Source organism: Pseudomonas sp. CBS, from assembly GCF_024734645.1.
Taxonomy (GTDB): Bacteria; Pseudomonadota; Gammaproteobacteria; order Pseudomonadales; family Pseudomonadaceae; genus Aquipseudomonas.
Window position 1 is genome coordinate 5,610,755 of record NZ_CP102929.1, and the last position, 12,652, is coordinate 5,623,406.

The window sequence follows — 12,652 nt, forward strand, 5'->3', positions numbered from 1 at the left end:
GTATTGGGGTGTCGAGTACTGATGATGACCAGCTGGCCGAGTTCAAAGACTGGTGGCAGCGCAACGGCAAGCCCCTGGTCACTGGCGGCCTGCTGGCTTTAGTAGTGGTGTTCGGCTGGCAAGCCTGGCACAAGTATCAGGCTAACCAGTCGCAAGGCGCCTCGATTATCTATCAGCAATTGCTGGAAACCACGCTGACGCCAAACGGCAAGCCTGACCTTGCCCAGGTTGCAGACCTGGCCGGCAAGCTGAAGAGCGAATTCGGTGGTAGCACCTACGCGCAATACGGCAGCCTGTTCGTCGCAAAAGTTGCGGTCGACAACGGCAAGCTGGATGACGCAGCCTCCGAGCTGAAAGCCATCACCGACAAGCCGGCCAACCCGACACTGGGTGAAATCGCACGTCAGCGTCTGGCTCAGGTACTCGCGGCACAGAACAAGGCCGACGACGCACTGAAACTGCTCGACGGCGATGCTGACAAGGCATTCCTGGCCACTCGTGAAGAGCTCAAGGGCGACCTCCTGGTCCAATTGGGTCGTACCGACGAAGCCAATGCTGCGTACCAAAAAGCCAAGGCGGCGCTGTCTGATGAAGCGGCGGTCGGTGGCTTACAAATCAAGCTCGACGACTTGGCCAAAGGGGATGCGTGACGTGATCCGTTGGAAACATGCAGCATTGCTGGCTCTGGCCGTTTTGGCCGCGGGTTGCAGCAGCAACAGCAAAAAAGAACTGCCTCCGGCCGAGTTGACCAGCTTCAAGGAAGAAGTGGTCCTGCAAAAGCAGTGGAGCCGCTCCATTGGTGACGGTCAGGGCGATCTCTACAACCTGATGGTTCCGGCTATCGACGGTGACACCATCTTCGCTGCTGACTCCACCGGCGTTGTGGTCTCCATGGATCGCATGAACGGCGACGTCAAATGGAAGAAAGATCTCGAACTGCCTGTGTCCGGCGCCGTAGGCGTGGGTTCCGGCATGGTGCTGCTCGGCACGCTGAAAGGCGACGTGGTGGCGCTGGACGAGAGCACCGGTGAAGAGAAATGGCGCGCTCGCGTGACCAGTGAAGTGCTCTCGCCACCGGCTACCAACGGTGACATCGTTGTCGTGCAAACCCAGGATGACCGTGTGATCGGCCTCGACGCCGCCACCGGTAACCAGCGCTGGTTGTACGACAGCACGCCGGCGGTCCTGACCTTGCGCGGTACCAGCGGTCCGGTTGTGACCAGCAACCTCGCACTGGCAGGCCTGTCGACCGGTAAAGTGGTCGCCCTGGACACCCAGAACGGCGTGCCGGCCTGGGAAACCCGGGTTGCTATTCCTCAGGGTCGTTCGGAACTGGATCGCGTAGTGGACATCGACGGTGGCTTGCTGCTGTCGGGTGATACCCTCTACGTCGCCACTTACCAGGGCCGCGTCGCGGCGCTGGACGTGCAGAGCGGCCGGATCAACTGGCAGCGTGATGCTTCCAGCTACGCCGGTGTCGCCCAAGGGTTTGGCAGCGTCTACGTAAGCCTGGCGTCTGGCACCGTTGAAAGTGTCGACGAGCGTTCCACCACTGCATTGTGGAGCAACGACTCCCTGGCTCGCCGTCAGTTGTCGGCACCGGAAGTGTTCTCCAGCTACGTAGCGGTAGGCGACTTTGAAGGCTACCTGCACCTGCTGAGCCAGGTGGACGGTCGCTTCGTCGGTCGCGAACGTATCGACAGTGACGGCCTGCGTGCCCGTCCGCTGGTAGTGGGTAACATGCTTTACGTGTATGGCAACAGCGGCAAACTGGAAGCGCTGACCATCAAGTAATGGTTTGACTATGCTTGGGGTAACACCCAGGCGGCCCCGCTTCGGCGGGGCATGCGGCATTTGAATATGCTGCCCCGAGCACCAGCCGCTGCCTTGCAGCGGCTTTTGTATTTTCTGAAATAACGAAGTGGAGAGCCGCATGGTTCCCGTAATCGCCCTGGTGGGCCGACCGAACGTCGGCAAGTCCACCTTGTTCAACCGCCTGACCAGGACTCGCGACGCCATCGTCGGCGACTTGTCCGGTCTGACCCGTGATCGCCAATACGGTGAGGCAAAGTGGCAAGGGCGCTCCTACATTATTGTCGACACCGGTGGTATCTCCGGTGACGAGCATGGCATGGACGAAAAGATGGCCGAGCAGTCGCTGCTGGCCATTGAAGAAGCTGATGTCGTGTTGTTCCTGGTGGACGCCCGCGCGGGCTACACCGCTGCCGACCAGATGATTGGCGAGCACCTGCGCAAGCGCAACAAGCGTTCCTACGTGGTAGCCAACAAGATCGACAACATCGATCCGGAAATGGCCCGTGCCGAATTCAGCCCGATGGGCCTGGGCGACGCGATCCCGATCGCCGGTGCCCACGGTCGTGGCATCACCCAGATGCTGGAAATCGCACTGCGCGACTTCCCGCGTGATGACGTGGATGAAGTCGAAGGCGAAGAAGAGATCGTTGCCGAAGGCGAGGAAGCCAAGCGCATTCCTGGCCCAAGCGAAAAAGACGGTATCAAGATCGCGATCATCGGCCGTCCGAACGTCGGCAAGTCGACGCTGGTCAACCGCATGCTCGGTGAAGACCGGGTAATCGTCTATGACGAGCCGGGCACCACCCGCGACAGCATCTACATCCCGTTCGAGCGTAACGACGAGAAGTACACGCTGATCGACACCGCCGGTGTGCGCAAGCGCGGCAAGATCCACGAGGAAGTTGAAAAGTTCTCCGTGGTGAAAACCCTGCAGGCGATCAAAGACGCCAACGTGGTGATCTTCGTCATGGACGCCCGCGAAGGCGTGGTAGACCACGACCTGAACTTGCTGGGCTTTGCCCTTGAAGCCGGTCGCGCCCTGGTGATCGCGATCAACAAGTGGGACGGCATGACGCCGAGCGAGCGCGATTTCGTCAAGATCGAGCTGCAGCGTCGCCTGTTCTTCGTCGAGTTTGCCGATATCCACTTTATCTCGGCACTGCACGGTACCGGCGTGGGCAACCTCTACGCTTCGGTGCAGAACTCGTTCAAGTCTGCGGTTACCCGCTGGCCGACCAACCGCCTGACCCAGATTCTGGAAGATGCGGTCAGCGAGCACGCGCCGCCGATGGTCAACAACCGTCGGATCAAGCTGCGTTACGCGCACTTGGGTGGTGCCAACCCGCCGATTATCGTGATCCACGGTAACCAGCTGGAGAAGGTGCCGAAGTCCTACGTGCGTTACCTGGAAAACACCTATCGCCGTGTCTTGAAACTGGTCGGTACGCCGATCCGTATCGAGTTCAAGGGTGGCGAGAACCCGTACGAAGGTAACAAGAACAGCCTCACCGACCGCCAGGTCAACAAAAAGCGCCGGATGATGACGCACCACAAGAAAGCCGACAAAAAGCGCCGCGACAAGCGCTGATCCTGATCGGTTGAAAAAGGGCTCTTTAAGAGCCCTTTTTTGTGCCTGGCGGTTGACCCTTCGCGGCATGCAGCTTAAAACTTGGGGCTCACCGCAAGGGGCGCACCGATGATCACCAGCAAGCTGCCGAATGTCGGCACCACCATCTTCACCACCATGTCGCAACTCGCCGCCGAAACCGGTGCGCTCAACCTGTCCCAAGGCTTTCCCGACTTCAATGGGCCTCAGGGTTTGCTCGACGCGGTGGGCAAGCACATTGCCCTTGGCCATAACCAATACGCGCCCATGACTGGCCTGCCGGTGCTGCGTCAGCAAGTGGCGGCCAAGATCGCCCGCAGCTATGGCGCCACGGTGAATGCCGACAGCGAAGTGACGATCACCCCTGGGGCCACTGAGGCGATCTTCTGTGCGATCCAGGCGGTGATCCGCAGCGGTGATGAGGTGATCGTGTTCGATCCGGCCTACGACAGCTATGAGCCCTCGGTTGAGCTGGCGGGCGGTCGCTGCATACATGTGCAGTTGGGCCTGGATGACTTCTCCCTCGACTTCGAACAGATCAAGGCGGCGCTGTCCCCGCGCACCCGCATGATCATCCTCAATAGCCCGCACAACCCTACGGGTGCTCTGATCAGCCGTGCCGAGCTGGACCAGTTGGCCGAGTTGATCCGCGACCGCGACATCTACCTGGTCAGCGACGAGGTCTACGAGCATCTGGTCTTCGACGGAGTGCCCCATATCAGCGTGCTGGCCCACGAAGAGCTGTACCAGCGCGCCTTCGTGGTCAGCTCCTTCGGCAAGACCTACCACGTCACCGGCTGGAAAACTGGCTATGTGGTTGCGCCTCCGGCCCTCAGTGCCGAGCTGCGCAAGGTGCATCAATATGTCAACTTTTGCGGCGTGACCCCATTGCAGTACGCTTTGGCGGACTTCATGGCCGAACACCCGGAACACGTAGAGGAACTGCCGGCTTTCTATCAAGCCAAGCGTGACCTGTTCTGCGACCTGCTGGAACCGTCGCGTTTCAGCTTTACCCGGGTGGCCGGTACTTACTTCCAACTGGTGGATTACTCACAGATTCGCCCGGACCTGGATGACGTCGCCATGTCGCTGTGGATGACCCGCGAACATGGCGTGGCGACTATCCCGGTCTCGGTGTTCTACCAGAACCCACCGCAAGGCCAGCGCCTGGTGCGACTGTGCTTTGCCAAACGCGAGGAGACGCTGCGCCAAGCAGCCGAGAAACTATGCGTGATCTGAGTGCGCTGCCCAACTTGAACATTGCCCTGGTGCAAACCACCCTGGCCTGGCACGACCGCCAGGCCAACCTGGAGCATTTCGAACTGCTGCTGGACCAGGCTGAGGGCGCCGACCTGATCGTGCTACCGGAGATGTTCACCACCGGTTTCTCCATGGAATCGGAAACCCTCGCCGAGCCCGAAAACGGGCCCACTCATCAATGGCTGCAGGTCCAGGCGAAGAAGTACAACGCGGTGATCACCGGCAGCGTGATCATCCAGGCTGCCGACGGCAGCCACCGCAATCGCCTGCTCTGGGCGCGCCCGGATGGCGAGGTGCTGCACTACGACAAGCGTCACCTGTTCCGCATGGCCGGTGAGCACGACCACTACACCCCCGGCGAACGCCAGGTGCGGTTCGAACTCAAGGGCTGGCGGATTCGTCCGTTGATCTGCTACGACCTGCGCTTCCCGGTGTGGAGCCGTGATGCCCAGGACACGGACCTGCTGCTGTACACCGCCAACTGGCCGGGCGCACGGCGTCAGCACTGGAACCGTCTGCTGCCGGCACGGGCCATCGAAAACCTGTGCTATGTGGCGGCGGTGAATCGGGTGGGCACGGACGGCAAGGGATTTGCCTACACCGGCGACAGCCAGGTCGTGGACTTCCAGGGCGAAAGCCTGCTGAGCGCAGGGGAGGCGGACGGCGTGTTCCAGGTGTGCCTGGATGCAGCGGAATTGGCGGAGTACCGCACACGCTTCCCGGCGAACCTGGATGCGGACAGTTTCGAATTTGTATAACTCGTTCCCACGCTCTGCGTGGGAATGCCTCTTGTGACGCTCCGCGTCACGCTTCGGGACGCGGAGCGTCCGAGCTGCATTCCCACGCGGAGCGTGGGAACGATCATAAAAAAGGCCCCTGGATTCTCATCCCGGGGCCTTTTGCATTTCAGCGGTCAGTGTTTACGCCGCTTTCGCTTCCAGCTGGCTCAACGAGCGGTTCAGCGCGCTGAACACTGCCTTGAAGCTCGCCGTGGTGATGTTCTCATCAATGCCCACGCCGTGCACCGGACGTTCACCGTTCACCCGCAGCTCAATGTAAGCAGCGGCCTTGGCATTGGTGCCGGCACCAATCGCGTGCTCGTTGTAATCCATGATCTCCACACCAATCGGCAGGCCGGCCACCAGCGCTTCCAGGGCGCCGTTGCCTTTGCCGTGCCAGCGCAGGTTGGTTTCGCCCTGGCCTTTGCCGGAGACTTCAACTTCCACCGAGCTGTTGCCGTTCTCTTCCTGCAAGCGATGGCTGACCAGCGCGTAAGGAATGTTGGCTTGCAGGTATTCACGCTGCAACAAGCTGTAGATCTGCGAGGCGGTCATCTCCAGGCCTACACGGTCGGTTTCGGCCTGTACCACCTGGCTGAACTCGATCTGCATGCGGCGCGGCAAGCTGATGCCGTATTCCTGCTCCAGCAGGTAGGCGATGCCGCCTTTGCCCGATTGGCTGTTGACACGAATCACTGCCTCGTAGCTGCGGCCAATGTCCGCCGGGTCGATCGGCAAGTACGGCACTTCCCACAGGGCATCGTCTTTCTGCTGGGTAAAGCCCTTGCGGATCGCGTCCTGGTGGGAGCCGGAGAACGCGGTGTGAACCAGGTCGCCGACGTACGGGTGACGCGGGTGCACCGGGATCTGGTTGCACTCTTCGACGACTTTGCGGATGCCGTCGATGTCGGAGAAGTCCAACTGAGGGTCGAGGCCCTGGGTGTACATGTTCAACGCCACGGTCACCAGGTCGACGTTACCGGTACGCTCGCCGTTGCCGAACAGGCAGCCTTCGACACGGTCGGCGCCGGCCATCAGGCCCAACTCGGTAGCCGCCACGCCGGTGCCACGGTCGTTGTGGGTGTGCAGGCTGATGATCACGCTGTCACGACGGTTGATATGGCGACCGAACCACTCGATCTGGTCGGCATAGATGTTCGGGGTGGCGCATTCAACGGTGGCCGGCAGGTTGAGGATCACCTTGTGCTCAGGCGTCGGGTTCCAGACCTCGATCACCGCGTCACAGACTTCCTTGGCGAACTCAAGCTCAGTGGCGCTGAAGGTCTCTGGCGAGTATTCGAAGGTCCACTGGGTTTCCGGCTGCTGGGCGGCGTATTTGACGAACAGCTTGGCCGCGTTGACCGCGATGGCCTTGATGCCGTCCTTGTCCTGGTTGAACACGATGCGGCGGAACGACGGCGAGGTGGCGTTGTACAAGTGAACGATGGCTTTCTTCGCTCCGCGCAGGGATTCGAAGGTGCGTGCGATCAAGTCTTCACGGCCCTGGGTCAGCACCTGGATGGTGGTGTCCTCGGGGATGTGGTTGTCTTCGATCAGGGTGCGCACGAAGTCGAAATCGGTTTGCGATGCAGCAGGGAAGGAGGCTTCGATTTCCTTCACACCGACGGCGACCAAGGTCTTCCAGAAGCGCAGCTTTTTCACCGCGTCCATCGGTTCGATCAGCGACTGGTTACCGTCGCGCAAGTCGGAACTGCACCAGATCGGCGCGGCGGTGATGGTCTTCGACGGCCAGGTGCGGTCCGGGATATCGATAGTCGGGAACGCGCGGTATTTCGAAGACGGGTCTTTGAGCATGCTCATCGGGAAATCCTTTGTTTAAGGGCCGAAAAAAGGCGGCCTGCCGTAAAACTGTTATTGGGGGAAAAGCAGAAGACGAGGCAGATCGATTCAGCCTGGCAGTCGTGCGCTGACAAGGCACAGGCTGCGGTGCTGGCGGAGCTGAATGAGGGTGTGAGAGGTTTTCATAGGTCCAACCCTAATCGTGGCCAGCGGAGATGGCAAGGGTTCTGGAAAAATTGATAGGATTTCTTCAGAAATTCATTTTTAGGGATATTTATTGCTGTTTTTATGAGAAATGGTTTTGTTTGTTGCGCCGCTGTAGGCGGCTTTGCAATTAAAAAGGGCGAGGGTATCAGCATCGACTGCCTGTACGGTGGGACGCAATGGTGATGAATTCGCCCTTGCGTCCCTGGATCGCCTCAAGTGACTTTCTGGAAAATCTGGTAATCACCGGCCGTATGGCTATTCGCTACGCTGGCTCCGGCGTTTCGGCGGATTGAAGGGCCACTGATGGCAATGCTTCTGTCGGTTGTTGTCGCCGGGTAGACGCCTACTCCTATTCCGCCCGTGAGTTCGGCCACTCCTGGAACGTTGCGGGCCGTGTTCATATGAGACCTGCCGACCACGGCCAGCACCTTTTCGCCTGGCTGGCGGTTTTGCAGCATGCGCGAGGCGTAGTAGTTGAACTCCTGCAGGCGAGTAATGCCCAGATCGTTGTCTCCGACGTTTTTGTAGAAATCTGGCATATCCGAGCGTCGAGTCAAATAATGATGGTCGAGGGGTTTAATCTTTATGCCGTGTTCACGAGCAAGGTCATACAGCTCGGAAAGTGTTGGCGATGCTCCCGGTGGTCGGCCCTTGCCCATGCCCACATCGACGACTGCGCCCGCAGCGTTGTACTCGACATTTTCAAGGGCGAGGGTAGTGACGCCGGCTTCTTTGAGGGTCTGCATATTCTCTTTGATCAGTTGGAAGCTGGTGATTTCGTTGTGATGCTCACCGAGTACGACCACGTCATTGGTTTTAAAACCTTCACGAAAGAGATCGGCGGGCGATGCGCCGGGCTCAAGCACAAGACGAGGCGGACGAGGCGGCATTTGTCCGCCTGCGACCATGTTCTGGTAGAAGCGCTGGGCATCCCGCCTGAACCAAAGCCTGGCGACGGGCAGACCTTTTTCAGTGAAATCGGCCTCGATAAGGCGCCCTTTGCTGCGGCTGACATACTCGGTTTCGGGTAATTGCTTTACTCCTCCCGGTAGTTCGTTGAGCCGCCATTCGCCTTCTCCTGCGGATTGCACGGAGGCCACGATTTTGCTGCTTTTGGGCGCCGTTGGTGGGGCATTCGGGTCGATGATATTGACCCTTCCGCTGCGTGCGTGAAAGGCGGAATCGATCTGATACACCTTGTTCACCCCGGTGCTGTCGGTAAAGCGAACGTACCAATTGTCGCCGACGTTGTAAGTGCCGTCCGGCCGCAGCGGGCGCCCCTGGATCAGCGTATCCGGCACGGCATAGCGGCTCAGGTCACGGCCTGTACTTGAGAGTGGTGCGGCTGGTGGAGTGCTCGTCGTGACAACGTGCGAGCGGCTCGAGCTTGGCGCCGGTGGCGGGATCACCAACGGCGGCGGTGCTGTGAGCCTGGGGAGCTTTGCCACCGGTCGTAGTTGCGAGGTGCGAATCACCGGGATGCCCGTCGCCGACGTCGCAAAATCAGCATAGATCGCGCGCCCCAGCGCCGGATGCTTGATCAGTTTGGGCAGTACCCTTGCGTTGGCACGCAGCGCTGTTACCCCCGCCTTTCCTAGCCGGGCAGCTGTGGACACGCCTTTGCCCAATACCGGCAGCAGGTCGAGGAATATCGTAGCGACTTCAATGCCGAACTGGATCTTGTTGGTCGTCGATTGCGCCGCCACTTCAGCGCTGCTGACTGACTGGTGGTCGGCTTTATCGACCAGTAGCTGTACCTTTTGTTTGTACAACGCATCCTGAACGTTGCCGGTTATGGGAGTGAGGGTATTGGAGGCGCCCGTAAGCTTGAGCGTCTTGACGAATGCATCGATGGTGCCGGCCGGGTTGGTGCCCAGAGCGCTGGCGTGCTGCTTGAGCGCGTCCCCTGCCTTGGCGACGTCATCCTTATTGACTGGCGACTTCCGGTTCGCGGTGTAGAGCCTCCATTCGTTTTTATCCAGCAGGGTGTTGAGTGCGTTTTGGTCTGCCAGTTCGCGGAAGCTCAAACCGTCGGGCGCATCCGGCGTGTACAACACCCGCTCTGGGTCTGTGCCGTTGGCAATCACCATGACGCCCTGTACGGGCAAGCCCCTCTGGAGAAGGGTATGGGCGACGATGGGCTGGCCGTCGACGGATGGGCGGTTGGCTGGGTCTGGGTGGTACACCACTGCCGCGACCCATTGCTCTGCGCGTTTGGTGTTTTTGTCTTCTTTCGCCTCAGTCTTATAGGCAGAAGGGTTGAGCTCCGAGAGAAGCAACTCTTTATACATCTGGTTCGTCTGGCTGGTTTTCCAGGCCTTGCGTCTTTCCGCGGCGGGCCCCGACGTCGTGTCCGTCGCCAGTTCCTGCTTCAGCAGGCGGGTGTATTCACCGCCTACATCGGCCGTATTGACCATTGCTTTGAGCTGATGGGTGTCCAGGACTACCGGATTGCCGTCAGTGCCCAGTATCGGGTTGCCCTGCTTGTCGACCAGCGGCAGTTTGAACGTGATCTGCGTAAATCCGGAAGGTTCGCCTGTGGGGAACCCGGTTGGGTTTTTCAGGGCAAGATCGGCCAGCGACAGGCGTGTGTGTGTGACTGATGGCTCGTGAGCGGTACCTGGGCGGCCCGTATGAATCCGGGTTCTGGTTTGCGCTTGGACCATCAACTGATCCGCATCCACCTCTGCCGTCGGGTATAGCTGTTTTATCGCTGCGTTCATCCGGTCCCGGGCGAAGGTAGCCAGTGAGGGAATCGTCTCAAGCAGGGAATTCAGTGCGTTCGCACTTTTTTCCTCGCCTTGTTCCAGATAGGCATAGAACGCTTCCTGACCCGGAGTCAGGTTTTTCATCCACTCGGGTTGCAGGCTCTCGGCCAGTTTCTGGTTGCGGGCCAGCACGGCATTGCTGCCGTCAAGCAAGTAGGACCAGTCGGCAGCCTCATCAATGGCCTTGTGCAATGGGAGGTGGGCGGGTGTTTTGGCCAGACTCGCGCTGATCTCGGCCTGCTGGCGCTTGAGCATCTCGGGTACTCCTGCGGCCAGCACGTCTCCTCGCAGCGGCTGGGCGCTGAGCATCAGGTCGTCCCCGGTGGGAGGATCAGACCGGTTTTGCAGAGACAGTGGCAGGGTCTGCAACAGCAAATCCTTGCTTGATCCGCCTTGATCCAGACGTTGCGCCACCGCCTCCCGTGCTTGGGCAGGTGTGGCGAACTCCTCGAATCCTTCGCCGGGTGTGTACAGCACGACTGGGCCATTGGCATCGTTGAGCGCCAGAGATCTGCCTTTGGGCCAGGCCGGTGGGTTGGCAAAGGATCCATCCGTTTGAGTGATCGGAAAGCAGCCCGCGAGTAACGCACCGTGTTCGGTGCCGTCATCCAGGGTCAACGGATACACACCAGGGCGAGCGCCATTGGCAAAGACCTGCTCGCGTTCGGCCAAGGTGGGGTATTGCAGTGCCGTATCGATCAGTTTTTTGCTGGTCGGGCTCAGGGTGCTATCGCTTGCACGCAGCGCAGCCAGTGTCGACAGTTGTTGCTTGTGCAGGTGCAGCAATTCGTCCTGGGGTGCCTTTGGTACACGCGGGTTTATGATTGACAGACGGGGTGTCGTCCAGAATTTCCGTACCGTTTCGGGGTATTGCTCGGTGATGCGCTGGGCGATGGTGCTTAACGAGTGCGTTGTGTTGATGTAAGTGGGCGGCTCACTGGTACTGCCTCGGGTGAATACGCCCGACAGTACGTTAGCGTCTTCGTCGGTATTGCTCGCCAGCCCTGCAATCTTGTTATCCAGCGCATCCAGAAGTGGTTGCTCAGAGAGTGTCTTGATACTGCCATCACTCTGTTGAATCCAGCGCTTGAAGGTCAACTCTGGTGGATTGAGTTGGGGCTGACCGGTAAACATTGTGGCCAGTTGCTGCAGCTGGAAATCCTTGAAGTTCGGTTGCTGGCTATGCAGCCGTTGCATGGCGGTCGTGAGGTTGTCGTGATCAGTGATGAAGGCTTGCTGAGCGCTGACTTTGAAATGTGTTGCGAGCGCTGAGCGTCGGGCCGGCGGTATTCCGGGCGAGTTGGGCAACGGCAGGTCATTTGACGCTGAGTTCGAGTGAGACGCGGTGGAGATCGGGGCCGGCAGTGGGGGAGTGAAGGCTAATGTTGAGGTGGCGGTAAGTAAAACGGAGGGCTGGGGCGAGGGGGGCAGCGTGGACGTTGTGACACGATCAAACATAAGGGAAACCTCACAGTATTTGAATGTCGTCGTTACGCTCCTTGTAAGTCGTCAGATGGGTGAGGGTTCACAGTGAGTTGGTTCCTGCGGGAAATGTAAGCAAAGAACGCCGCACCGGTGAGGGTGCAGCGCAGTGTTCAGGGCTGAAATGCGCCGATAAAGATCGCCGGGTCCACCCGTGCGTCGTTCAGGCTGATGTTCCAATGCATATGCGGCCCGGTCGCCCGGCCGGTGGAACCGACCTTGCCCACCACCGCACCACGGGCCAGTTGCTGGCCCACGCTCACATCAATCTTCGACATATGGCAGAACATGCTGATAAAGCCCTGGCCATGGTCCACAAACACGGTGTTGCCGTTGAAGAAGTAGTTACCGGTGAGAATCACCTTGCCCGCCGCCGGGGTCTTGATTGGCGTGCCGGCGCCCACGGCAAAGTCGAGGCCGGAATGCGGATTACGCTCCTCGCCATTGAAGAAACGTCGCACGCCGAACTTGCTCGACAGCGGCCCGTTCACCGGTTTGTCCAGCAGCAGGTTGCTTGGCGTGTTCGGGCTGAAGCTGCGGTAGGCCTTGAGCTGGACCGCCAGCTCGCCTTCGATGCGCTTGAGTTGCGCCGGGTCCGGGTTCACCTGGCTTTTGTTCTTCAGGGTGATGTGCTGTTCGGGGTATTTCTTGAACCCCACCACAAACGGCAGGTTCTGGCTGCCGCTGGTGATGCGTTGGGTGCCGGGCTTGACCGTCAGCGGGATACCGACAATCGCCAGCCAGTTGTTCTGTTCCTTCACCACCAGCACCGGCCGGTTCAGGTAGGTGGCTTTGGGTGCAGTCGCCGAGGTACCGAGGTCGACCACCGCGACGCCACCGGGCACCGGCTTGTTCAGCAGCCGGGTGATGTAGCTGTCGGCGTGGGCATTGAAGGTCAGGCACAGCAGCATCAACAAACTTAAGAAGCGTGGCAT

At 59.7% G+C, this 12,652-nt stretch carries 8 protein-coding genes; 5 read left to right on the top strand and 3 right to left on the bottom strand.

What is annotated here, in order from left to right; genetic code table 11:
- The first annotated feature begins 8 nt into the window (after positions 1-8).
- From NVB75_RS25605 to NVB75_RS25625, 5 genes are all read left to right on the top strand, one after another.
- The gene (locus NVB75_RS25605; protein ID WP_010176862.1) at positions 9-650 is read left to right on the top strand and encodes a tetratricopeptide repeat protein; all 642 of its coding nucleotides are present in this window, start codon (positions 9-11) and stop codon (positions 648-650) included.
- Entirely contained in the window at positions 643-1,794 is a 1,152-nt protein-coding gene (gene bamB / locus NVB75_RS25610; RefSeq protein ID WP_063032991.1) for an outer membrane protein assembly factor BamB, read from the top strand. Before NVB75_RS25605 ends, bamB begins: the two co-directional genes overlap by 8 nt.
- A 139-nt stretch (positions 1,795-1,933) precedes the next feature.
- Positions 1,934-3,403, top strand: a complete 1,470-nt coding sequence (gene der, locus NVB75_RS25615) for a ribosome biogenesis GTPase Der (protein ID WP_088423691.1) — start codon at positions 1,934-1,936, stop codon at positions 3,401-3,403.
- A 108-nt stretch (positions 3,404-3,511) separates the two neighbouring features.
- A complete protein-coding gene (locus NVB75_RS25620) occupies positions 3,512-4,660 on the top strand; it encodes a pyridoxal phosphate-dependent aminotransferase (protein ID WP_258343891.1) in 1,149 nt (382 codons plus the stop codon).
- Positions 4,648-5,439 carry an amidohydrolase gene (locus NVB75_RS25625; RefSeq protein ID WP_258343892.1) on the top strand — a complete coding sequence of 264 codons (792 nt, stop codon included), beginning with the start codon at positions 4,648-4,650 and terminating at the stop codon, positions 5,437-5,439. Before NVB75_RS25620 ends, NVB75_RS25625 begins: the two co-directional genes overlap by 13 nt.
- Positions 5,440-5,601: 162 nt before the next feature.
- Here NVB75_RS25625 and leuA read toward each other — a convergent pair whose 3' ends face one another.
- From leuA to NVB75_RS25640, 3 genes are all read right to left on the bottom strand, one after another.
- Positions 5,602-7,281, bottom strand: coding sequence for a 2-isopropylmalate synthase (gene leuA, locus NVB75_RS25630; protein ID WP_063032988.1), 1,680 nt, complete (start codon positions 7,279-7,281; stop codon positions 5,602-5,604).
- Between the two features lie 398 nt (positions 7,282-7,679).
- Positions 7,680-11,693 (bottom strand): membrane-targeted effector domain-containing toxin, encoded by a 4,014-nt coding sequence (locus NVB75_RS25635; RefSeq protein ID WP_258343893.1) that lies wholly within the window; start codon positions 11,691-11,693, stop codon positions 7,680-7,682.
- Between the two features lie 137 nt (positions 11,694-11,830).
- Positions 11,831-12,652, bottom strand: a complete 822-nt coding sequence (locus tag NVB75_RS25640) for a peptidoglycan DD-metalloendopeptidase family protein (protein ID WP_017478670.1) — start codon at positions 12,650-12,652, stop codon at positions 11,831-11,833.

Bases quoted from the DNA above. Each gene is read 5' to 3' on its own strand.
- NVB75_RS25620 (WP_258343891.1), top strand. From the start codon at position 3,512: ATGATCACCAGCAAGCTGCCGAATGTCGGCACCACCATCTTCACCACC.
- NVB75_RS25635 (WP_258343893.1), bottom strand. From the start codon at position 11,693: ATGTTTGATCGTGTCACAACGTCCACGCTGCCCCCCTCGCCCCAGCCC.
- leuA (WP_063032988.1), bottom strand. From the start codon at position 7,281: ATGAGCATGCTCAAAGACCCGTCTTCGAAATACCGCGCGTTCCCGACT.
- NVB75_RS25625 (WP_258343892.1), top strand. From the start codon at position 4,648: ATGCGTGATCTGAGTGCGCTGCCCAACTTGAACATTGCCCTGGTGCAA.
- der (WP_088423691.1), top strand. From the start codon at position 1,934: ATGGTTCCCGTAATCGCCCTGGTGGGCCGACCGAACGTCGGCAAGTCC.
- NVB75_RS25640 (WP_017478670.1), bottom strand. From the start codon at position 12,652: ATGCCACGCTTCTTAAGTTTGTTGATGCTGCTGTGCCTGACCTTCAAT.
- bamB (WP_063032991.1), top strand. From the start codon at position 643: ATGCGTGACGTGATCCGTTGGAAACATGCAGCATTGCTGGCTCTGGCC.